The sequence below is a fragment of the Rhizobium atlanticum genome (assembly GCF_030182485.1).
Taxonomy (GTDB): Bacteria; Pseudomonadota; Alphaproteobacteria; order Rhizobiales; family Rhizobiaceae; genus Rhizobium.
Genome location: NZ_JAQJCJ010000005.1, coordinates 133885 through 155720, shown reverse-complemented (window position 1 = coordinate 155720; position 21836 = coordinate 133885). Strand labels below are relative to the sequence as shown.

Genomic DNA, 21836 nt, shown 5'->3' with positions numbered 1-21836 from the left:
GCTCATCTGTCCAGCGGGTCGCGGGCGATCTTGGCGTTGATTTCGGAAATGACCTTCTCGAAATCCTCGGCAAGCGAGAAATCCCGATAGACCGAGGCGTAGCGCACGAAGCCGACATCATCAAGGCTCTTCATGGCTTCCAGCACCTGCAGGCCGATCTGCTCGGAGGAGATTTCCGTCTCGCCGGAACTTTCGAGCCGGCGGACGATGCCGGAGACGGCACGCTCAATGCGATCCCGCTCGACAGGGCGCTTGCGCAACGCGACTTCGAAGGAGCGCACCAGCTTGTCACGATCGAACGGTACCTTGCGGCCGGTCTTCTTGATGACCATCAGCTCGCGCAGCTGCACACGCTCGAAGGTGGTGAAACGCCCCCCGCAATCCGGACAGATACGCCGCCGGCGGATGGACGTATTGTCCTCCGCCGGACGCGAATCCTTGACCTGGGTATCTTCCGAACCGCAATAAGGGCAGCGCATCGCTACTCCTTACCCCATGTAGCCATACATGGGGAAGCGGTCTGTGAGGTTGACCACCTTGCCGCGCACGGCGGCTTCGACGGCGGCGTTGCCGTCATCGGAATTGGCGACCTTCAGGCCGTCGAGAACCTCGACGATCAGATTGCCGATCTCGCGGAATTCGGCTTCCTTGAAGCCACGCGTCGTGCCGGCCGGTGCGCCCAAACGCACGCCTGATGTGACGAAGGGCTTTTCTGGGTCGAAGGGGATGCCGTTCTTGTTGCAGGTGATATAGGCGCGGCCAAGCGCTGCCTCGGCGCGCTTGCCGGTGGCGTTCTTCTTGCGTAGGTCGACCAGCATCAGGTGGTTGTCGGTGCCGCCGGAGACGACGTCGAGGCCGCCTGCAATCAGCGTTTCGGCCAGCGCCCGGGCGTTCTTGACGATCTGAGCGGCGTATTCCTTGAATTCCGGCTGCAGCGCCTCGCCGAAGGCGACCGCCTTGGCAGCGATGATGTGCATCAGCGGACCGCCCTGCAGGCCGGGGAAGACGGCCGAATTGAACTTCTTGGCGAGATCCTCTTCATTCGTGAGGATGACGCCGCCGCGCGGGCCGCGCAGCGACTTGTGCGTTGTCGTCGTCGCGACATGGCAATGCGGGAACGGCGACGGATGCTGGCCGCCGGCAACGAGGCCGGCGATATGGGCCATGTCGACCATCAGATAGGCGCCGACGCTGTCGGCGATCTCGCGGAAGCGCTTCCAGTCCCAGATGCGGGAATAGGCGGTGCCGCCGGCGATAATGAGCTTCGGCTTGTGCTCCTCGGCCTTGCGGGCGACTTCATCCATGTCGAGAAGGTTGTCGCCTTCTCGCACGCCGTAGGATACGACGTTGAACCACTTGCCGGACATGTTGACCGGCGAACCATGCGTGAGGTGGCCGCCCGAATTCAGGTCAAGACCCATGAAGGTGTCACCAGGCTGCAGCAGCGCCAGGAACACGGCCTGGTTCATCTGCGAGCCGGAATTAGGCTGGACGTTTGCGAAATTGACGCCGAACAGCTTCTTGGCGCGCTCGATCGCCAACTCCTCGGCGATGTCGACGAACTGGCAGCCGCCGTAATAGCGCTTGCCGGGGTAACCCTCGGCATATTTGTTGGTCATGATGGAGCCCTGGGCTTCAAGCACGGCGCGGGAGACGATGTTCTCGGAAGCGATCAGTTCGATCTCGTGCCGTTGGCGACCGAGTTCCTTTCCGATCGCGCCGAAGATTTCCGGATCGACGTCCGCAAGCGAGCGATTGAAGAAGGATTCGGTGGAAGCATTGGTCATGGGCGGGCTCCTCAACTGGAATGCGCTGAGGTATTAGCCTTCCGCCGGGGCAAGGGCAATACGAAGAACGACATTTGCTGGGCAAAGCGCGCTGCAGCTCTTTTGTGAGCACCCCTCGGCAGGACGCGTCAAACAGCGCCCTTCCCGGCATAAAAAACCGCGCCCCGAAGGCGCGGTTCTCAAAATCACCATGCTGAGGTCGCCGCTTACTGAACCGGCTGTTCCATGCCGGCCGTGGTGTCGAGCGCGAGCTCGGCATTGCCGTCCATCTGATAGATGTCGTCGCGAAACTGGACGATGCCGTCGGGCATGCCCCAGGCGGAGATGTAGACGAAATAGACCGGAACTTCGGTGGCGAGCTTGATCGGCGTGTTGACGCCGCTTGCGATCACCTGCTCCATCTGCTGGCGGCTCCAGCCCGGCGTCTCGCGCAACAGCCAGGTCGACAGGTCGCGCACGTTCTGAACGCGGACGCAGCCCGACGATTCAAAACGCATGAGCTTGTTGAACAGGCCCTGCTGCGGCGTGTCGTGCATGTACTCGCCGTTCTTGTTGTAGAAGTTGATCTTCGTCGATGCCATGGCGTTGATCTTACCCGGGTCCTGGCGGAACATCAGGTTCGGCGCCTCGCCGTTCCAATCGACAGTCTCCGGAGAAACCTCATTGCCCTTGCCGTCGATCAGGCGGATCGCGTTCTTTTCGAGATAGGTCGGATCCTTGCGCATCAGCGGCATGATGTCCTTTTCGACGATCGAGCGCGGCGCGGTCCAGTAGGGGTTGAGGATGACTTCGTAGATCTTCGAGTTGACGAGATGCGTCGGGCGGCTCAGACGGCCGACGACCGCAGTGTGGCGAGTTGCAACGCTGCCATCTTCGACCGCCTCGACATAGGCGGCCGGAATGTTGACCATCAGGTGGCGGCGGCCGAGATCTTCCGGGAAGGTCTGCAGGCGGACCAGGTTGGTGTTCAACTGCTGCAGGCGGACATCGGCCGGAATATTCATCGCCTTCAGCGTGAACTCGCCGAGAACGCCGTCGGACGGCAGGCCGTGACGCGCCTGGAAGCGTTTGACGGCGCCGTCGACATAGGAATCGAAGGCGTTCGACATGCCTGCCTCCCGCGGCAGGTCGCCGGTGATCGCAAGGCGCTGGCGCAGCGCCTGGACGGCGGGAGAGGAAACGCCGAGCTGCAGGCGCTGATCACCGGGATTGACTTCGGGCCAGCCGCCCGCAGCGGCAATCTGCTGATACTGCATGATCGCCTGCTGGGCGCTCGCGACCGATTGGGGGCCGAGGATCGGCGTGTTGGAAACGACGGCCGTCGCCGTGCGCGACGCCGCCTTAGCATCGAACTGGTCGTCCCAGTTGCCGCGGCGCGGCGCGTTGATCAGCGTATCGAGCGCCGACTGCGCGAATGCCGGCGCGGCCATCGCGCTGGCGCCGATCGTTGCCGCGGACGCAAGGAAAGCGCGGCGCGAGAGAGCTTCATTTCCGTTTTTCTTCGACATAGTCCCAACCACTGAATGCCGCTATGAAGGAAGCGCGGCGCTTTGCGATATCACTGCGCCGTAACGCAGATCCCTATCCATTCGTTCTCCCGGCACATCGGAAAATCCTGCCCACCGCATCACAAGATTGCGATGCGGAAGCCTGAACGTTCCTGGTCCATTGAAAGCGCCGGTTGCCAACCTTCCGCTGCCACACCAATATGGCCAATTCGTGTTGCCTGGACCGCAGATAGCTGGCGATGGCCGAGTCATCACGCAACGAACCATGTGACGAGGTAAATCGTGCCGGTTAATAACGGCTAAAAAACGGCTTGAATACCGGCTCTTACGCTTGCCCGCCATGCGTTGCAAAGATGCCACGGGCGCAAACGACAAAACCGGACGCGCAGGGAACGCATCCGGTTTTCTTCAACCCTGAAAGGAGGTCGAGGGTCTTAGAGGCGATACATGATCGAGTCGTTCCAGAAGCGATCCAGGCGCTGGAGCAGCTTGTTCATCTGGGTGAACTCGTCGGTGCCGATGCCGCCGACCTTGTCGATCGAGGCGATGTGGCGTTCGTAGAGCTTGGCGACCGTTTCGGCGATGTCCTGGCCGGTTTCGGTCAGGCTGATGCGGACCGAGCGGCGGTCGATGCGGGAGCGTTGGTGGTTGATGAAACCGAGGTCGACCAGCTTCTTGACGTTGTAGGATACGTTGGAGCCGAGATAGTAACCTCGCGAGCGCAGCTCGCCGGCGGTCAGCTCGGAATTGCCGATGTTGAAAAGGAGCAGCGCCTGGATGGCGTTGACGTCACTGCGACCCTGACGGTCGAACTCGTCCTTGATGACGTCGAGAAGACGGCGATGAAGACGTTCGACAAGATGAAGGGATTCCATGTAAAGATCACGGATGCCCTGATCCTGCTGGTCACGGAAGTTGGATACCGCCTGCGGCTTGATTTTCGTGTTCATATTGACTGCCTCACTGTTTTGTTTGGCGGTGTCGTTTTCTTCCCGCCTTGAGTGAGACCCTATCGAATACATATAAAATTCGACTTAAACCGCAGGCTTAATGGAGCCTTACCGGAAACCCCACGTTGTCTCAGGGTAAATCAACACTTACCTGGCGGCGGTGCCGGCGCTTTTCCAGCCAGAGCAACAGGCGGAAAATGCAGTAGACCGCGGCGACCATGAGATGCAGCAGGATGATCAGCTTATTGGGCCCGAAAATATCAGGCAGCAGACCATACATCAGAATCTGGCCGCCCGCTGCCAGCACCCAGATAACCGGCCCCCAGGAGACGGTGAGCCAGAGGCCGAGGGAGGCGACGGGGAAAAGCACGGCAAGGCTGGTGCTTGCCACCTTCCACGGCAGGCTCAAAAGATCGAAGCGGCCGGCCCCGACCAGCGAATAACCGACGAGCATCGCCCAATATTGCAGCCCGAACCAGAAGCAGGATACGGCCACCAGCCTCAGGAACAGGATGAAGAGAAGATCCGCCAGCGTGGGTTTCGGTAATGTCGGGGAATCGGTTTCCATAGCGCAAACATCGGTTCGGGATCGGATCGTTACAAGCGGTTTTTCCGCCGCGGCCAATCGTCCGGTTTGGATTTTCCGGGCGCCATGATAATGAGCGCTGCGATAAATGGAATGGGCCAGGGATAGATATCATGCAGGACAAGACGCATCTCGTCGACGACATCACCGGCCATCGCCGCATGCGGCGCAATCGCAAGGCAGACTGGACGCGCCGGCTGGTGCAGGAAAACCGGCTGACGGTCGACGACCTGATCTGGCCGATCTTCGTCGTGCCGGGCTCCGGTATCATCGATCCGATCCGGGCCATGCCCGGCGTCAACCGTATGAGCATCGACAAAGCAGTCGAGGCCGCGCGCGAAGCGGCTGGCCTCGGCATTCCGGCGCTGGCGACCTTTCCCAATATCGAGATGGAGCTGCGCGACGAGACGGGTTCGAACAGCCTCGAGGCCAACAATCTGATCAATCAGGCCACGGCGGCGATCAAGAAGGCGGTGCCCAATATCGGCGTCATCACCGATGTCGCGCTCGACCCCTTCACCAGCCACGGCCATGACGGCATTCTGAGAGACGGCGAGATCGTCAACGACGAGACGGTCGATCAGGTGGCGCGTGCCGCGGTGATGCAGGCCGATGCCGGCGCCGACATCATCGCGCCCTCGGAGATGATGGACGGGCGCGTCGGCGCGATCCGCAGGGCGCTCGATGCCGCCGGCCATCAAGAGGTCGGCATCATGAGCTATGCGACGAAATTCGCCTCCGCCTTTTATGGCCCCTATCGCGAAGCGATCTCGACCGGCGGGCTGCTGAAGGGCGACAAGAAGACCTATTATATCGACCCGGCCAACGGCACCGAGGCGATCCGCGACGCCGCCCTTGACGTCGAGGAAGGCGCCGACATGCTGATGGTCAAGCCAGGCCTGCCCTATCTCGACATCTGCTGGCGGATGAAGGAGGCCTTCGGCCTGCCGACCTTCGCCTACCAGGTTTCCGGTGAATATACGCAGATCAAGGCCGCAGCGATGAACGGCTGGATCGACGGCGAGCGGGCGATGCTCGAAACGCTGCTGTCGTTCAAGCGGGCGGGATGCGACGGCATCCTCACCTATTTCGCAGTCGAGGTGGCGAAAATTCTCAGCAAACGGTGATTTCGAGGCGAATGATTGTATTTCGCCCCGCCGACACCATATCAGCGGCGTCGCTTTTGCGAGAGGAGATCGAGATGAGCTACAACCCCAATCCGCTTTACGCCGCACCGGAGGACTGGCGCGCCTATAGCGGCGTGTTGAGCCGCCGTGTCTTTGCCTTCATCCTCGATTACCTCATCGTGGCGCTGCTGTGCATTCCCGCGGCGATCGTTTTGTTCTTCCTTTCGATCGTCACGCTCGGCCTCGGCTTCTTCCTCTACCCTGCCCTCTTCGTCATCGTCGCCGGCCTTTATTTCGGCCTGACCGTCGGCGGGCCGAGCCAGGCTTCGCTCGGCATGCGGGCAATGGGAATTGCGATCGTGCGCGTCGACGGCCGGCCGATGGATTTTCTGACGGCGATCGTGCATCTGGCGCTGTTCTGGATCCTCAACTCGGTGCTGACGCCGCTCATCCTGCTTGCCGGCCTATTTATCGAGCGCAGCCGTCTCATCCACGACCTCCTGGTCGGCACGGTGACGGTGCGCACTGCCTGAGACCTGCCGTCTGAGACCTGGCGGCGGAGACGAAAAAACTCTCCGCCTTGCCTGTACCCGGCATCACGACGCTCCATATCCAAAGATTAGAAGACTGAAATGAAGGGCGGAGACCGCCGCGCTGTTGACGTTTTCTATTCTTAGGTCATGCTGTCAGAAAACGGCACTGTCTCGACAAGGAAACTTCCGCGACAAATGAATACGCAGACGACGCCATCCCCGCAGTTTTATCTGACGGCTCCGGCTGCGTGTCCGTATCTGCCGCATGAGATGGAGCGCAAGGTCTTCACCCATCTGGTCGGCCCGCGGGCCGCCGAGATGAACGACATCCTCACCCAGGGCGGGTTCCGCCGCTCGCAGAACATCGCTTACCGACCGGCCTGCGAATCCTGTCGCGCCTGCGTTTCCGTGCGGATTCTCGCCCAGGAATTCGAACCGACGAAATCGATGAAACGGGTGCTTGCCGCCAATTCCGATGTCATCGCCACCGAATTCGCAGCCCAGCCTTCCAGCGAGCAATATTCACTCTTCCGGCGCTATCTCGATTTCCGCCACCAGCAAGGCGGCATGTCCGATATGACCGTGCTCGATTATGCGATCATGGTGGAGGACACGCATGTGAACACGCGAATCATCGAATACCGCCGGCGCGAGGAAGGCTCCGGGCTGGAGGAGCGGCCGAAGGGCGAACTGCTTGCCGCCGCACTGACCGACACGATGAGCGACGGGCTGTCGATGGTCTATTCCTATTTCAATCCTGCGCTCGAGCGGCGTTCGCTCGGCACGTTCATGATTCTCGACCATGTCAGGCGCACGAAAGCGCTCGGTCTGCCGCATGTCTACCTCGGCTATTGGGTTCAGGGGTCACGGAAAATGGACTATAAGACCCGTTTCCAGCCGCAGGAGCATCTGACCCCGCGCGGCTGGGAACGTTTCGACCCCTCCTCCATGCCCGAAAGCACGCGCGACTGAATGTTCCCCACCGCTCTTTCCGATCATCGGAAAGGCCTGCTGCTGACGGCGATCGGCGGGCTGGCACTTTCCATGGATATCCCGCTCGTCCGCCTTGGCGACGGTGACATCTGGTGGGTTCTCGGAATGCGGAGCGCAGCAACAGTTGTCGCCACGCTCGTGATATTAGGAGCAATGCGCCTTGTTTCGGGCAAGTGGCCGGTCCTCGTTCCGGGGCAACCTGGTCTTATCGCCGGTCTGCTCTACGGTCTCTCTTCCCTAACTTTCGTGCTGGCCGTCTTCAATACGGCCACGGCCAATGTCGTCTTCATCGTCGCCTTCAATCCGATGTTCGGGGCGCTGCTTTCCTGGATTTTCCTCAAGGAGAAGCCCCCGGCCGCGACGCTGATCGCCATGCTGTTCATGATATCAGGCGTCGGACTGATTGTAAGCGAAGGACTTGCCAGCGGCCATATCTTTGGCGACGCCATGGCGCTTCTCAGCGCGCTCATTCTTGCCGCAGCCATTACACTCGGGCGTGCCTCGCGCCGGCAAATGGGCTTCGTGCCGCTGCTTGCCGCCATCCTGCCGGCCGCGCTCGGCCTCGCGCAAGCTCTGCCCTCAGCGTTTGCAATCGCCCATCCCGTCTGGATCCTCCTCAACGGCGCCGTCATGATGCCGGTCGCCTTCTGGTGTCTTGCAACCGGGCCGCGCTACCTCTCCGCACCTGAAGTCGGCATGTTCTATCTACTGGAAACGGTGCTTGCCCCGATCTGGGTTTGGCTGATCTTCGCGGAAACGCCGGCGACGATGACACTCGTCGGCGGCGGTATACTGGTGGCGGCGATCGCTGGGCATTGCTTCTGGATGCTACAAGGTAAGGGCATCAGACAAATCGCATGATGCGACGTGGTCCCTTGCCTGCCCTATGTCATAACAACAAGGACGGCGCGATGCGCCTTCTTTGGAATTTCAGCGTGCCGCTCAGCCGGTCGCCTTCAACTGTTGCTGTTCCAGTTCCCTGCCGAGCGCTTCGACGACATGCGCCCAGCCTTGCCGTGTTTTCTCCTCGTGCGCGGCCCATTCGGCGCACATTTCGTGGGTCAATGTCAGGCGGCTTCCGCCACCAAGAGGCATGATGTCGATTTCGACGCGATCGCAATTATGGTCATGCTCCTCGACGGAAAAACTGAAGACCATGCGTTGCGGGCGCTTCAATTCCAGGAAGACGCCCTGATGAAAAGCGTCGCCGGTCGGGCGGCGGTCGACGACGAAGAAACGGCCGCCGACGCGCGGGTCGATGTCGGCACGGATGACGTGACCATCATCAGTCGCAAACAGGAAGCGGCGGGCAATTTCGGGGTTCAGCCAGGCGTCGTAGACGACAGCGGGCGGGGCCTTGTAGGTGTGGCTGACATGCAATTTGATGGTGCTGGCGGGCATCGATTTTCCTCCGGTAGGGGCACGCGCGCCTTCTCGAAGCGCAACGAACCACAGCCGTTCCGTCCGCCCACGCAACCGGCCTTCTCTTCTTTTTGATAACAGCAATGAAATAGAGAAGTTCCCGCGCCCGCCAAGAGCCAAGAGCGGAATTTAGTTCGGCAAAAAATCAAGGCCTACGGCGTCCTTTGCGCGCCTGAACAGGCGCGCGGCGCTGTAAAGCCTCAGCCAGCGAATTTGCCGCTGCGCGGGAAGCCCTTCGGTACAGTCCGTCCGGCGCTGGCGCGATCGCCAAGCCATTCGGCGAGTTCGTCCTTGTTCTTCGTGAAGGTGCGGCCGGCGCTGTCTTCCCAGACGAGGCCGTCTGATATCGCGAAGCATCGGACGTCGGAAATGCCGCCGTCCTTGTAGCGCTGCAGGCGCACGCCCTTGCCACGCGACATTTCCGGCACCTGCGCGAGAGGGAAGACCAGCAGCTTGCGGTTCTCGCCGACGACGGCGACGTGATCGCCGCTGACGGGCACCAGCAGCTGCGTTTCCTCCGGCAGCGCGACATTCATGATCTGCTTGCCTTTGCGCGTATTGGCGACCAGCTCCGCCTCTGGCACGACGAAGCCGTTCCCAGCCGTCGAGACGATCAGCTGCTTGCGCGAGGGATCGTGCACGAAGGCGGTCAGAACAGCCTGGTCGTTATCCATGTCGACTATGATACGCAAAGGTTCGCCGTGGCCGCGACCGCCCGGCAGCTTGTCGCCACCGAGCGTGAAGGCCTTGCCGCCTGTCGTAACGATCAGGATCTTGTCCGTCGTCTGCGCCGGGAAGGCCACTTTCAAGCCGTCGCCCTCCTTGAAGGTCAGGGTCGACGTGTCTGCGATGTGGCCCTTCAGGGCGCGGATCCAGCCCTTTTCGGAAATGACGACGGTGATCGGTTCCTTCTCGATCATCGCCTGCTGGATCGCTTCCTCGTCGGCTTCGGGCGCATCGGCGAACTGGGTGCGTCGACGGCCGACCTCGGTCGCCTTGGCGAATTTCTTCTTCACTTCGCCGATTTCCCAGGCGACCGTCTGCCACTGCTTGTCGTCGGAGGCAAGCAACGCCTCAATCTCGCTCTTTTCCTTGGTGAGTTCGTCGAACTCCTTGCGGATCTCGAATTCTTCCAGCTTGCGCAGGGCGCGCAACCGCATGTTGAGGATCGCTTCGACCTGGTTGTCCGTCAGGTCCCATCGCGCCATCATGACCGGCTTCGGCTCGTCTTCCTCGCGGATGATCCGGATCACCTCGTCGATATTGAGATAGGCGATCAGAAGGCCGCCGAGGATTTCGAGACGCTTGTCGATCGCGGCCAGACGGAAGCGCGACCGGCGCTGCAGGACCTCGCGACGGTGGTCCAGCCACTCCTTCAGCACTTCGTTCAGCGCCATGACCTTGGGGATGCGCCCCATGGACAGGACGTTCATGTTGAGCGGAAAGCGGCTTTCGAGCTCCGTCAACTTGAACATCGACTCCATCAGGATCGTCGGATCGACGCTCCGGGACTTCGGCACCAGGACGATGCGGATGTCCTCGGCCGATTCATCGCGGATGTCTTCCAGCAGCGGCAGCTTGCGGGCAATCAGCAACTCGGCGATCTTCTCGATCAGCCGCGATTTCTGCACTTGGAACGGAATTTCGGTGACGACGATCTGATAGCCGCCGCGGCCCAGATCCTCCGTCTGCCATTTCGCCCGCACGCGAAAACCGCCGCGGCCGGTGCGGTAGCTCTCGATGATGCTGTCGCGGCTGTCGATGATGATGCCGCCGGTGGGGAAATCCGGGCCGGGAATGAACTCGACGAGCTTTTCGACCGTCGCATCGGGATGCTTGATCAGATGCAGGGCGGCATCGCATAGCTCATGGGCATTGTGAGACGGGATCGAGGTCGCCATGCCGACGGCGATGCCGGAGGAGCCATTGGCGAGCAGGTTCGGGAAGGCGCCGGGAAGCACGACCGGCTCGGAATTCGATTCGTCGTAGGTGTCGCGGAAATCGACCGCATCCTGATCGATCCCTTCGAGCAGCAGTTCGGAGACCGCCGTCATCTTCGATTCGGTGTAACGCATGGCGGCAGGGCTGTCGCCGTCGATATTGCCGAAATTGCCCTGGCCGTTCACCAGCGTATAACGCTGCGAGAAATCCTGCGCGAGACGAGCCAGCGCGTCGTAGATCGACTGGTCCCCGTGCGGATGGTAGTTACCCATCACCTCGCCGACGATCTTGGCGCATTTTCTGAAGGCTGAAGTCGGCCTCAGCCCCATCTCGTTCATCGCGTAGACGATGCGGCGATGGACAGGCTTCAGCCCGTCGCGCACGTCAGGCAGGGCGCGGTGCATGATGGTCGATAACGCATAGGCGAGATAGCGCTGCTCAAGCGCCGCCTTCAGGTCGACCGGTTGGATGTTGTCGTCGTCTCCGCCGGAAGGCGGCAAAATCTCTTGTCCCATAGGTCCTGACTAGCCCAGAAGAGGCTGGCGGGCAAGGAATCCAGGCCATTGCAGCTGTGGATGAAGTCTTCCGGCTGATATCAAAGGATGAGACAAGCTCATCGCGGCAATTTGGATTTCGTTTGCCCTTCCCTTCAACAAAAAATTAGTGGGCCGCAATATAAAGCAGGCCCAATCCGTAGTAGCGTAACTGCAGATTTCCAACCGTCACACGCCACCAGAGGAATCACCCTATGAACTTTTACCGGACAACGCGGCTGATGCTGTCGGGCGCAGCCTTTTTCTCGCTCGCAGGCTCGGCTTTCGCTCTCGACGGCGCCGATCTGCTGAAGAAGCTCAATGCCGCCTATGCCGCGCAGGGCGGAACGATTTCGGCTGAAGGCATCGATATCGACGGCACGACGGTGACCTTGAAGAACGTCAGCCTCAAACCGACCGGCGGCGAAAGCCTGCCTATCGGCGAAGTCACTCTTTCCGGTGTCGAGGAAGACGAGGACGGCGGTTACTACATCGAAGAAGCGACCTTCCCCGACATCAACAAGACCGAAGATGGCGTCACTGTGACGGCGCAGCAGCTGACGCTTGGCGGCATTTCGATCCCGTCAACGCCCGGCGGCGACTCGCTCGATACGATGATGCTCTACGAAACAGCCCATACCGGCCCGCTGAAGGTGGTCAAGGACGGCGCGGAAGTCTTCTCCGTGCTCGAAAGCAACATGAACCTGACATTGCGCGAAGACGAATCCGGCTTCGATTTCGACGGCGCTTTTAAGAGCATGAAGGCCGATCTCAGCAAGGCCGAGGATGCGCAGAGCAAGGACGCGATCGAGAAGCTCGCCCTGCAGCACGTCCAGGGCGACATCACCATGAAGGGCGCCTGGGAACTCGCGCCCGGCACGATCGACATTTCGGAATTCGCCTTCGACTTCACCAACATCGGCAAACTGAACCTTGGCTTCAAGATCTCGGGCTATACGATGGCCTTCATGAAGTCGATGCAGGATGCGATGAAGCAATCCGAAGCCAATCCGAACAAGGAACAGTCGCAGCAGGCGCTCGGCCTCGCCATGCTCGGCCTGATGCAGCAATTGTCCTTCGAGGGCGCAAAGGTGCGCTTCGAAGATGCCTCGATCACCAAGCGGGCGCTCGATTATGCCGGTTCGCAGCAGAACATGTCCGGCAAGCAGATGGCGGACTCGCTGAAGGCGATGACGCCGATCATGCTGGCGCAGCTCAATATCCCGGAACTGCAGAACGCCGTTACGGCCGCCGTCAACACCTTCCTCGACGACCCGAAGAGCCTGACCGTCAAGGCCGCTCCCGAAAAGCCGGTGCCGTTCCCGACGATCGTCGGTGCTGCCATGGGCGCTCCGAACACGCTGCCCCAGGTGCTCGGCGTCAAGGTTTCGGCCAACGACTGATCGCGCAAATCTCAAGAAAGGGCCCGGCAGTTCCGCTGCCGGGCCTTTTTGTTTGCAACGGGGACGATGAGGGCAAACGAAAAGCCCGGCGATTGCAGCCGCCGGGCTTTCTCATTGGGAAACGAACTCAGTCCTTTTTGACCGGCGGAATCGGCCGGATCGAAAGCTCGCGCAGCTGCGTCGGCGTCGCCGGGCTCGGAGCGCCCATCAGCAGGTCCTGAGCCTGCTGGTTCATCGGGAAGAGCGAGATTTCGCGCAGGTTCTTCGCGCCGACGAGCAGCATGATGATGCGGTCGATGCCGAAGGCGGCGCCGCCATGCGGAGGTGCGCCATACTGGAAGGCGCGGTAGAGGCCGCCGAAACGGTCCTCGACGTCCTGCTGGCTGAGGCCGACCTTCTCGAAGGCGGCAACCATGGTTTCCGGCGACTGGTTGCGGATCGAACCCGAGGCGATCTCGAAGCCGTTGCAGACGGCGTCATATTGGAAGGCCTTGATCGTCAAAGGATCCTGGTTCTGCAGCGCGTCGAGGCCACCCTGCGGCATCGAGAACGGGTTGTGAGCGAAATCGACCTTCTTTTCTTCCTCGCTCCATTCGAAGAAGGGGAAGTCGACGATCCAGCAGAGCTCGAACCGGTCGCGGTCGACGAGGTTGAGTTCTTCGCCGGCCTTGGTGCGGGCCTCGCCCGCAAACTTATAGAATTTTTCCGGCTCTCCGGCGACGAAGAAACAGGCGTCGCCGTCATCGAGGCCGAGCTGAGTGCGGATCGCATCGGTGCGCTCCTCGCCGATGTTCTTGGCAAGCGGTCCGGCGCCTTCGAGCTTATCGCCTTCCTTGCGCCAGAAGATGTAGCCGAGGCCCGGCTGGCCCTGGCTCTGCGCCCAGGCGTTCATGCGGTCGCAGAAAGCACGCGAGCCGCCTGTTTTGGCAGGGATCGCCCAGATCTGGACCTTCGGGTTGGAGGCGATCATGCCGGCGAAGACCTTGAAGCCGGAGCCGGCGAAATGCTCGGTCACCGCTTCCATGACGATCGGGTTGCGCAGATCAGGCTTGTCGGAACCGTATTTGCGGATCGCCTCGTCATAGGGGATGCGCGGCCATTCCTTGGTGACCGGCTTGCCTTCGGCAAACTCCTCGAACACCTTGGTCATCAGCGGACCCATCGTGTTCCAGACGTCTTCCTGGGTGACGAAGCTCATTTCGAGGTCGAGCTGGTAGAATTCGCCCGGCAGGCGATCGGCGCGCGGATCTTCGTCGCGGAAGCACGGCGCGATTTGGAAGTAGCGGTCGAAGCCTGCGACCATCAGAAGCTGCTTGTACTGCTGCGGCGCCTGCGGCAGAGCGTAGAAGGTGCCGGGATGAATACGGCTCGGCACGAGGAAGTCGCGCGCACCTTCCGGCGAGGAGGCCGTCAGGATCGGCGTGGTATACTCGGTGAAGCCAGCGCTGCCCATTTCACGGCGCATGGCCGAAATCACCTGGGTGCGCTTGACGATGTTCTTGTGCAGGGTTTCGCGGCGAAGATCGAGGAAGCGATACTTGAGGCGAACGTCTTCCGGATAATCAGGTTCGCCGAAGACTGGTAGCGGCAACTCCTTGGCGGCGGAGAGCACTTCGATCTCCTGGGCGTAGAGCTCGATCTCGCCGGTCGCCATGTTCTTGTTGACGGTGTCCTCGGTGCGAGCCTTGACGAGGCCGTCGATGCGGATGACCCATTCGCCACGCACGGTTTCCGCTGTCTTGAAGGCCGGGCTATCCGGGTCGGCGACCACTTGAGTGATGCCGTAATGGTCGCGAAGGTCGATGAAGAGAACGCCGCCATGGTCGCGAACGCGATGGACCCAGCCGGCGATGCGGACGGTCGAGCCGACATCCGTCTTGCGGAGGGCGGCACATGTGTGGCTGCGGTAGCGATGCATAATCTCAAATCCTGGCATGTGGCTGAAGACGGCAGCAGGGATTCGAAGACCCTCCCGCGCCGACAAGAAAATCGGGCGGAAAAGCGCATGGACGCTCCGATTTGTCAAGGCTTGGCGCGCCCCGCCCCTGGGTTTGGCATGCGTTTATGGCGAGGCTGCGACCCACAGGCTGCGGCAGTTTGGCCGCGTTTCCCGTATTGATGAAGATGCAGCTCAACTTTAAAAGGATCGGCATTCCCATCCTGGAGCCGCCGCATGCCTCTGCTGACCCGCCGCAACCTTCTGAAGGCATCCGCCGTCGCGGGCGCCTATGGCGCCGGCATCGCCGTTGCGGGCAAATTCGGGCTTGCCGGGGCGGCGCCGGAACCGCAGCTGCTGATGGCTGTGAAAACCGAGGCCATGCTGACCCAGACGGGTCCGACCATGGACATCATGAGCTGGGGCCATGACGGCATGCCGCCGGTTCTGCGGATGACCAAGGGGCGGCCCTATGCGGCAAGGCTGAAAAACGGGCTCGACGAGCCGACGACGATCCATTGGCACGGGCTTCGCATCGACAACCGCATGGATGGCGTGCCGTTCGTGACGCAGCCCTATATCTATACCGGCGACAGCTTCGATTATGCCTTCACGCCGCCGGATGCCGGTACCTTCTGGTATCATCCGCATTGCAACACGCTGACGCAGATGGGACACGGCATGACCGGCATGCTCGTCGTCGAGGATCCGGCCGATCCGGAATTCGATGCAGAAGTGCTGCTCAATCTGCGCGACTGGCGTCTCGGAGGCGACGGGCAGTTCATCGCGCCCTTCCGGCCGCGCGACGCTGCCAAGAGCGGCACCTACGGCACGGTGCGCACGGCCAACTGGCGCCAGGAGCCGCAATATGATGCGCCGGCCGGCGGGTTGGTGCGGCTGCGCGTTGCCATCACCGACGTGACGCGCATTTTCTCGCTGAAGATGGCGGGCGCAGATGCGACCGTCATCGCAATCGACGGCAATCCGGTGCCGAAACGCTTCCCCCTCGACCTCCTGCAGATCGGGCCTGGCCAGCGGCTCGATCTCGCCGTACGCATGCCGGATGGCGAAGGTGCCGTCGCGACACTGGAAGACATTCGCGGCACGGCACCGAAGACGATCGCCAGCCTGCGTGCCGTTGGGGCATCGCTGAAGCGCGATATCGGCGATCTCGGGCCTCTTGGCCGAAATCCTGTCCCGAAGGCCGATCTTTCCGCTGCCGAACAGATCCCGCTGGTGTTGAGCGCCACTGCGGAAAATGCCGCCGTGGAGAGCATCTGCGGCACGCTCGGCTACAGCTTCTGGGCGATCAACAAGGTGCCCTGGCCCGGGGACACGCCCGATCCGACGGCGCCGCTGGCGGAACTGAAGCTCGGCAGGAGCTATGTCTTCAACCTTGAGAACACGACGCCGCACTCGCATCCGATCCACCTGCACGGAATGAGTTTCACGGTGATCTCCTCCTCGACGCGGGAGGTGATGCCACTGGTGTCCGACACCTACCTCGTCCAGCCGGATGAGAAGGTGCAATTGGCCCTCGTCGCCGACAATCCCGGCGACTGGGTGCTGCATTGCCATATCATCGAACATCAGAAGACAGGAATGACCAGCTATATCAGAGTGAGCTGAAGCATTCGCCTTGCCTCAGTTTGGACGTGATTCTTCTTCAGCAATGCTCGAAGCTTATGCTGTTGTATTGACATATCGAAGCGAAAGGAGAAGGAAGGTTCAACCGACCTTTTCCTTGCGAATGAAATGATATGATCGAAACCACCGCCGAATTGGCGGCCGCCTGCAAAGAGCTGGCCAAGTCCGACTTCATCACCATCGATACCGAATTCCTGCGTGAGACGACCTTTTGGCCGGAGCTCTGCCTGATCCAGATGGCAAGCCCGACAGTGGAAGTTCTCGTCGATCCGCTGGCGAAGGGCATCGATCTCGCTCCCTTCTTTGACCTGATGGCGGACACGAAAGTGTTGAAGGTCTTTCACGCGGCGCGCCAGGACATCGAAATCATCTTCAACCGCGGCAATCTCATTCCGCATCCGATCTTCGACACGCAGGTCGCGGCCATGGTCTGCGGTTTCGGCGACAGCGTCTCCTACGACCAGCTGGTCAGCCGCATCAAGAACGTCCATATCGACAAGTCGTCGCGTTTCACCGACTGGAGCCGCCGGCCGCTCTCCGAAAAGCAGCTGGAATATGCGCTGGCCGACGTCACCCATTTGCGCGACGTCTACCTGTCGCTGAGCGCAGAACTCGACCGCGAAGGCCGCACGTCGTGGCTGCGCGAGGAAATGGACATTCTCGAAGCGCGCGAAACTTACGACATGCATCCCGACGACGCCTGGCAGCGTCTGAAGATGCGCCTGCGCAAGCCGCAGGAGTTGGCGGTCCTGAAATACGTCGCCGCCTGGCGTGAGCGCGAGGCGCGGGCCCGCAATGTACCGCGTTCGCGCGTCTTGAAGGACGATGCGATCTATGAGGTCGCCCAGCAGCAGCCTAAGGATGCCGAAGCGCTCGGCCGCTTGCGCACGATTCCGAAGGGCTGGGAGCGCTCGGCCGCCGGGACGGCGGTCGTCGAAGCGGTCAACGCTGCACTTGCCCTACCGAAAGCCGAGATGCCGCATGTGCCTCGTCAGGCGCAGGCGCCGGAGGGCGCAGCTGCCGCCGTCGAACTCTTGAAGGTGCTGCTGAAGCTGATCTCGGAAAAACATGGCGTGGCGCCAAAGGTGATCGCCAACAGCGAGGATCTCGACAAGATTGCCGCCGATGGCGAGAACGCCGATGTCGCTGCCCTGCATGGCTGGCGGCGCGATCTTTTCGGCGAGCCCGCACTGCAGCTGATCCAGGGGCAGATCGGATTGCGTTTCGCCGGAAGGAAGGTTGAAACCGTCAGCCTCTGAAACCAAGCTGAATTCGCTTGACGCTTTTTTCCCAGCTGAAACAATGGCTGAAGGAAACCTCAGGCGAAGAGGCGGCATGCGGGAAATATCTCCAACGCAGAACTGGATCTTGATCGCGATCGTGCTGGCTGCGAGCGGCGTCATCTACGATCTGATGTTCTACTCCAATCAGACGCCGGTCATCGGGGCGATCTTCGCGCTCTTTATCGGCATGCCGATTCTCGCCTTCGAGCGCAAGGTGCTGTTTCGCACCCTCTACCGACGGATCCAGAGGCTGCCGACCTTCGTGTTCATCATCACGGAGCTGGTGATCTACGAGATCCTGATGAGCATCGGCTTCGCCTGCGCCGGCCTCCTGCTCTGGTCGCTCGGCATGCTGAAGCCGTCGTCGCTCCTCGATCTCGTCGTCATGCCGTTCGAGGTCTTCCTCTATGCGCTTGCCGTCTGCTCGGCACTGATCTTCATCCTGCGCGTGCGGGAATTGCTCGGCCGCGAAGTATTCGTCAGCATGCTCATCAGCCGCTATCGCAATCCGGTCAAGGAAGAGCGTGTCTTCCTCTTCATCGATCTCGTCGATTCGACAGCTTTTGCGGAAAAGCACGGCGACCTCAGGGCACAGCAGCTGCTGAGCTCGCTGTTTGCGACCTTCGCGGAGCCGGTCCGGCGCCACAAGGGCATGATCAACGACTATGTCGGTGATGCGGCGATCATTACCTGGCCGCTTGCCCGCGGCGTCAAGGATGCGCGCTGCGTTCGCTGCATCTTCGATATTCTCGCCGATATCGAAGCCAATGCCGCCGGCTGGCGGAAAAATTACGGCCAGGTGCCGAAGCTTCGCGTAGCCCTCCATGGCGGCGAGATCATCACGGCGGAAGTCGGCGTCGACCACCACAAAATCAGCTATTTCGGCGATACGGTGAATACGACCGCCCGGCTGGAGACGCTCTGCCGCAGCCTGAACCGGCAGGTGCTGATCTCCGCGGAGCTGGCCCGGCGCATGACTTTTCCCGACTACATTTCCTGCGAAGATCTCGGGATCCATGCCGTCAAGGGACGCGGCCAGGCACTCGGCGTCATGGCGCTGTCCTCGCGTGCGGTGACCGTCCTGAACACGCCCGCAGTCGTTCTGCACGGCTGAGCAAGTCCATTTATCACCCGTCACCAAAGCTTCACCCAACCGTCAATTCGCTGACACGGAAGCCCTGTTAAGCGGAAGCCATTCGCATCCGTTCCATGGGGATATTATGAAGAACGTCCTTTTTGCTTCCGTATCGCTTTTCATCCTGATTGCCGGCCCCGTTTCGGCCGACCAGCAGCAGTTCCCGGCCAATCTCGCCGGCCAGGCGATCCTGCCAGCCAATACCATGGTTCCTGCTCCGGCCGACGCCCCCGAATTCCTCAAGCATTCCGGCAAGTTCACGACGCCGGACCGCAAGCGCACCGAAGCACTCGGCAGCGTTCCCGTCAAGGACGGCGCGCGCGTGACCGACCTCAAGCTTCCGTTCGACGGCCAACCGATCCAGGGTTTCTCGGGCATCAAGACGATGGCCGACGGGACCTTCTGGACGCTCTCGGACAACGGCTTCGGTTCCAAAGCCAACTCTTCCGACTCCATGCTGTTCCTGCATCAGATGAAGTTCGACTGGACTGCCAACAATGCTGAGGTCGTCAAGAACCTCTTCCTCTCCGATCCAAACAAGATCGCGCCGTTCCCGATCGTGCTCGAAGGCACAGAAAAGCGTTACCTCACCGGTGCCGACTTCGACATCGAATCGATCCAGCCGGTTGCCGACGGCTTCTGGCTGGGCGACGAGTTCGGTCCCTATATCCTCAAGGTCGATACCGAAGGTCGCCTGACGGACGTGATCCCGACGAAGCTCGACGGCAAGGGGGTGCTTTCGCCCGACAACCCGCTGATCCAGCTGCCGGGCAATCCGGCCGCCAAGATGCCGGTCTTCAACCTGAAGCGCTCCGGCGGCTTCGAAGGCCTTGCCATGTCGAAGGACGGATCCAAGCTCTACGGCCTGCTCGAAGGCGCCATCTACAAGGATGACGGCACAATGGAAACGGCTGACGGCCATACGGCCATCCGCGTCATCGAATTCGACGCTGCCTCCAAAAAGTGGACCGGCCGCAGCTGGCTTTATCCGTTCGAAGACAAGGGTGTATCGATCGGTGATTTCAACATGCTCGACGACTCCACCGCTCTCGTCATCGAGCGCGACAGCGGCGCCGGCACCAGCGATAAGGCCTGCGCCGACCCGAAGCAGCCGAAGCCGGATTGCTTCGAAGCTCCGGCGGTGCTGAAGCGCGTCTACAAGATCGAGTTCAACGACGCCAATGTCGGCAAGGCCGTCCGCAAGATCGGCTATATCGACCTCCTGAACATCCAGGACCCCGACAACAAGAAGAAGGCCGGCAACAAGGACGGCGTCTACGACATGCCGTTCGTCACGATCGAAAACGTCGACCGCGTCGACGCCACGCACATCATCATCGGTAACGACAACAACCTGCCCTTCTCGGCCGGCCGCGCCGTCGACAAGGCCGACAATAATGAGTTCAGCCTGCTTGAGGTTGGTGAGTTTTTGAACGCGAAGTAATTTGGGCTCTAATGTGAGATTGAGAGGGCGGCGCGTCAGTGCCGCCTTTGTTGTCGAGGGCGTGCCGCAAATCAACCTACTCGAACCGGAACGCCAGCCTCTTGTTCGTCAGCCTCGACAGCTGCTGCAGGCGACCGTCCAGGCGTTCGCCGGCGAAATCGCGGTATTCCGGCGGCACCACGAATTCGAGGTCGAAGTCCGGGTTCGACGATTTGCGGAAGGTCAGGTTCTTGACGACGCCGGGCATGGAGGCCGAGAAGAGGTAGACGACGCGCAGCATGCCGCCGAGCAGCTTGGCGCGCTCGATGAACTGCGGGGTGGCGATCTGCGCCAGCGGGCCGGTGGCGCCGTCGTCATGCAGCCCCTCGAAACGGTAATAATTGGTGAGCGCGATGAAGGCGCGACCGGGATGGCTGATGCCGACGAAGGACGAGTGGGCAATGACGTTCAGCGCCTGCAGGCCACGGTAATCAGGATGGGCGCGCCAGCTGATATCGGCGAGCAGACAGGCGGCCTGGCGATAGCGGCTTTCCTCTTCCGTTTCCTGAACGTCGAAGAAAGGCATCATACGGCCGGTCCATTCCGCCAGTTCGCGGGCGTGCTCCGGCGAACGGGCACGCAGGATCGCCAGTTCGCCTGCAGCGGCCAACAGCGGATCGGCGCGGCGCTCGGCCTCAGACAGCAGCGAATAAAGATATCCCTCGCGCACGCCCTGCGCCGAGAAGGAAATCACCGACGGCTTCATCACGCTCAGCACCTCCTTCATGGCGACGGCGCCGAAGGGCAGCAGCGAGCGGCGGTGCTTGGAAACGGCCTGCAGCGCCGGCTCGCGCGAATCGCGCGCGGTCATCACCTGTTCGAGGAACAGCATCATCGCTTCAAGCGATACCTCATAGCCCTGCATCATATGCAGCGGATAACTGGTGATCTCCATGTGCAGCTTGGCGATGTTTCGCCAGGTGCCGCCGACGGCGTAGAAGGTGCGCCCCTCGCCGTTCGTCAAAAGCTTTGCCGTCTTCAGCTGCTTGCGGGCGAAGTCACGCGCTTTGGAAAGAGAACCGCCGGCATATTCCGACAGGCGCAAACCGCCGAGCGGCAGCGTAATGCCCTTGCCGACCTCCTTGCCCTTGATGTCGATCAATTCAAGAGAGCCGCCGCCGAGGTCGCCGGCAATGCCGTCAGGATTGAAGAAACCGCTGATGATGCCGAGCGAGGCGAAACGAGCCTCCTCCTCGCCCGAGAGCACCCTGACGTGGCGCTGCAGGATCGTCTCGGCCTGATGGATGAAATCGGGGCCGTTGCTCGCCTCACGGGCGGCGGCCGTCGCCAGCACATACATGGTGGCGGCCCGCGCCTGATCGGATAGGGCCTTGAAACGGTGGAGCGCCGCCAGAGCCCGAGCGACGCCCTCTTCATCCATCTTGCCGGTGACGGCTATACCTTTGCCGAGGCCGCAGAGGACCTTTTCGTTGAAGAGGATCGTAGGCGAACGGGACAGGCCTTCGTAGACGACAAGACGAATGGAATTCGATCCGATGTCGACGACGGAGACCGGGGCGATCCCTGGAAGGCGCCCCTGGGCTTCAGATTCAACCATATGGTCCAGTT

General features: G+C 61.2%; 18 protein-coding genes. 9 read left to right on the top strand and 9 right to left on the bottom strand.

Features of this window, described 5'->3' with window-relative positions:
• Nucleotides 1-2: 2 nt before the first annotated feature.
• The 5 genes from nrdR to PH551_RS09585 all read right to left on the bottom strand — a co-directional run bounded on the left by nrdR (nt 3) and on the right by PH551_RS09585 (nt 4813).
• Entirely contained in the window at nt 3-479 is a 477-nt protein-coding gene (gene nrdR, locus PH551_RS09605) for a transcriptional regulator NrdR (protein WP_003547190.1), read from the bottom strand.
• 9 nt (nt 480-488) lie between these two features.
• A complete protein-coding gene (glyA, locus tag PH551_RS09600) occupies nt 489-1787 on the bottom strand; it encodes a serine hydroxymethyltransferase (RefSeq protein ID WP_085777703.1) in 1299 nt (432 codons plus the stop codon).
• A 206-nt stretch (nt 1788-1993) separates the two neighbouring features.
• Nucleotides 1994-3295: a L,D-transpeptidase family protein gene (locus tag PH551_RS09595; protein WP_285192818.1), complete on the bottom strand. Its 1302-nt coding sequence runs from the start codon at nt 3293-3295 to the stop codon at nt 1994-1996.
• A 434-nt stretch (nt 3296-3729) separates the two neighbouring features.
• Complete coding sequence (ldtR, locus tag PH551_RS09590) at nt 3730-4245, bottom strand: transcriptional regulator LdtR (RefSeq protein ID WP_004673822.1); 516 nt, start codon at nt 4243-4245, stop codon at nt 3730-3732.
• A gap of 130 nt (nt 4246-4375) precedes the next feature.
• Nucleotides 4376-4813: a DUF6163 family protein gene (locus tag PH551_RS09585; protein WP_285192816.1), complete on the bottom strand. Its 438-nt coding sequence runs from the start codon at nt 4811-4813 to the stop codon at nt 4376-4378.
• A 131-nt stretch (nt 4814-4944) separates the two neighbouring features.
• Here PH551_RS09585 and hemB point away from each other — a divergent pair, with 131 nt between their 5' ends.
• The 4 genes from hemB (at nt 4945) to PH551_RS09565 (ending at nt 8345) form a co-directional block, all read left to right on the top strand.
• Complete coding sequence (gene hemB, locus PH551_RS09580) at nt 4945-5958, top strand: porphobilinogen synthase (RefSeq protein WP_285192815.1); 1014 nt, start codon at nt 4945-4947, stop codon at nt 5956-5958.
• Nucleotides 5959-6032: 74 nt separating this feature from the next.
• A complete protein-coding gene (locus PH551_RS09575; protein ID WP_064801688.1) occupies nt 6033-6491 on the top strand; it encodes an RDD family protein in 459 nt (152 codons plus the stop codon).
• Nucleotides 6492-6686: 195 nt separating this feature from the next.
• The gene (locus PH551_RS09570) at nt 6687-7463 is read left to right on the top strand and encodes an arginyltransferase (protein WP_085777700.1); all 777 of its coding nucleotides are present in this window, start codon (nt 6687-6689) and stop codon (nt 7461-7463) included.
• Entirely contained in the window at nt 7464-8345 is an 882-nt protein-coding gene (locus PH551_RS09565; protein ID WP_285192814.1) for a DMT family transporter, read from the top strand. It begins immediately after the preceding gene.
• An 81-nt stretch (nt 8346-8426) separates the two neighbouring features.
• Here PH551_RS09565 and PH551_RS09560 read toward each other — a convergent pair whose 3' ends face one another.
• Nucleotides 8427-8885: an SRPBCC family protein gene (locus PH551_RS09560; protein ID WP_285192812.1), complete on the bottom strand. Its 459-nt coding sequence runs from the start codon at nt 8883-8885 to the stop codon at nt 8427-8429.
• A 221-nt stretch (nt 8886-9106) separates the two neighbouring features.
• On the bottom strand, nt 9107-11362 hold the full coding sequence (gene parC / locus PH551_RS09555) for a DNA topoisomerase IV subunit A (RefSeq protein WP_285192811.1): 2256 nt from the start codon (nt 11360-11362) through the stop codon (nt 9107-9109).
• 233 nt (nt 11363-11595) lie between these two features.
• Here parC and PH551_RS09550 point away from each other — a divergent pair, with 233 nt between their 5' ends.
• Complete coding sequence (locus PH551_RS09550) at nt 11596-12783, top strand: YdgA family protein (RefSeq protein WP_285192810.1); 1188 nt, start codon at nt 11596-11598, stop codon at nt 12781-12783.
• A 127-nt stretch (nt 12784-12910) separates the two neighbouring features.
• On the opposite strand, the gene aspS is transcribed toward PH551_RS09550, so the two are convergent.
• Nucleotides 12911-14701 carry an aspartate--tRNA ligase gene (gene aspS, locus PH551_RS09545; protein WP_285192809.1) on the bottom strand — a complete coding sequence of 597 codons (1791 nt, stop codon included), beginning with the start codon at nt 14699-14701 and terminating at the stop codon, nt 12911-12913.
• 255 nt (nt 14702-14956) lie between these two features.
• Here aspS and PH551_RS09540 point away from each other — a divergent pair, with 255 nt between their 5' ends.
• The 4 genes from PH551_RS09540 to PH551_RS09525 all read left to right on the top strand — a co-directional run bounded on the left by PH551_RS09540 (nt 14957) and on the right by PH551_RS09525 (nt 20228).
• Complete coding sequence (locus PH551_RS09540; RefSeq protein ID WP_285192808.1) at nt 14957-16348, top strand: multicopper oxidase family protein; 1392 nt, start codon at nt 14957-14959, stop codon at nt 16346-16348.
• Nucleotides 16349-16479: 131 nt separating this feature from the next.
• Entirely contained in the window at nt 16480-17625 is a 1146-nt protein-coding gene (gene rnd / locus PH551_RS09535) for a ribonuclease D (RefSeq protein WP_183699535.1), read from the top strand.
• Nucleotides 17626-17701: 76 nt separating this feature from the next.
• The gene (locus PH551_RS09530) at nt 17702-18763 is read left to right on the top strand and encodes an adenylate/guanylate cyclase domain-containing protein (RefSeq protein WP_285192807.1); all 1062 of its coding nucleotides are present in this window, start codon (nt 17702-17704) and stop codon (nt 18761-18763) included.
• Between the two features lie 106 nt (nt 18764-18869).
• The gene (locus tag PH551_RS09525; protein ID WP_285192806.1) at nt 18870-20228 is read left to right on the top strand and encodes an esterase-like activity of phytase family protein; all 1359 of its coding nucleotides are present in this window, start codon (nt 18870-18872) and stop codon (nt 20226-20228) included.
• Between the two features lie 76 nt (nt 20229-20304).
• Here the strand turns inward: PH551_RS09525 and ppx are convergent, their stop codons facing one another.
• Nucleotides 20305-21825 carry an exopolyphosphatase gene (gene ppx / locus PH551_RS09520; RefSeq protein ID WP_285192805.1) on the bottom strand — a complete coding sequence of 507 codons (1521 nt, stop codon included), beginning with the start codon at nt 21823-21825 and terminating at the stop codon, nt 20305-20307.
• Between the last annotated feature and the right edge of the window lie 11 nt (nt 21826-21836).

Coding starts and splice junctions, on each gene's coding strand:
- hemB (WP_285192815.1), top strand. CDS start 4,945: ATGCAGGACAAGACGCATCTCGTCGACGACATCACCGGCCATCGCCGC.
- ppx (WP_285192805.1), bottom strand. CDS start 21,825: ATGGTTGAATCTGAAGCCCAGGGGCGCCTTCCAGGGATCGCCCCGGTC.
- nrdR (WP_003547190.1), bottom strand. CDS start 479: ATGCGCTGCCCTTATTGCGGTTCGGAAGATACCCAGGTCAAGGATTCG.
- PH551_RS09570 (WP_085777700.1), top strand. CDS start 6,687: ATGAATACGCAGACGACGCCATCCCCGCAGTTTTATCTGACGGCTCCG.
- glyA (WP_085777703.1), bottom strand. CDS start 1,787: ATGACCAATGCTTCCACCGAATCCTTCTTCAATCGCTCGCTTGCGGAC.
- PH551_RS09560 (WP_285192812.1), bottom strand. CDS start 8,885: ATGCCCGCCAGCACCATCAAATTGCATGTCAGCCACACCTACAAGGCC.
- PH551_RS09575 (WP_064801688.1), top strand. CDS start 6,033: ATGAGCTACAACCCCAATCCGCTTTACGCCGCACCGGAGGACTGGCGC.
- PH551_RS09595 (WP_285192818.1), bottom strand. CDS start 3,295: ATGTCGAAGAAAAACGGAAATGAAGCTCTCTCGCGCCGCGCTTTCCTT.
- PH551_RS09540 (WP_285192808.1), top strand. CDS start 14,957: ATGCCTCTGCTGACCCGCCGCAACCTTCTGAAGGCATCCGCCGTCGCG.
- PH551_RS09530 (WP_285192807.1), top strand. CDS start 17,702: ATGCGGGAAATATCTCCAACGCAGAACTGGATCTTGATCGCGATCGTG.
- PH551_RS09525 (WP_285192806.1), top strand. CDS start 18,870: ATGAAGAACGTCCTTTTTGCTTCCGTATCGCTTTTCATCCTGATTGCC.
- parC (WP_285192811.1), bottom strand. CDS start 11,362: ATGGGACAAGAGATTTTGCCGCCTTCCGGCGGAGACGACGACAACATC.
- PH551_RS09550 (WP_285192810.1), top strand. CDS start 11,596: ATGAACTTTTACCGGACAACGCGGCTGATGCTGTCGGGCGCAGCCTTT.
- ldtR (WP_004673822.1), bottom strand. CDS start 4,245: ATGAACACGAAAATCAAGCCGCAGGCGGTATCCAACTTCCGTGACCAG.
- aspS (WP_285192809.1), bottom strand. CDS start 14,701: ATGCATCGCTACCGCAGCCACACATGTGCCGCCCTCCGCAAGACGGAT.
- PH551_RS09565 (WP_285192814.1), top strand. CDS start 7,464: ATGTTCCCCACCGCTCTTTCCGATCATCGGAAAGGCCTGCTGCTGACG.
- rnd (WP_183699535.1), top strand. CDS start 16,480: ATGATCGAAACCACCGCCGAATTGGCGGCCGCCTGCAAAGAGCTGGCC.
- PH551_RS09585 (WP_285192816.1), bottom strand. CDS start 4,813: ATGGAAACCGATTCCCCGACATTACCGAAACCCACGCTGGCGGATCTT.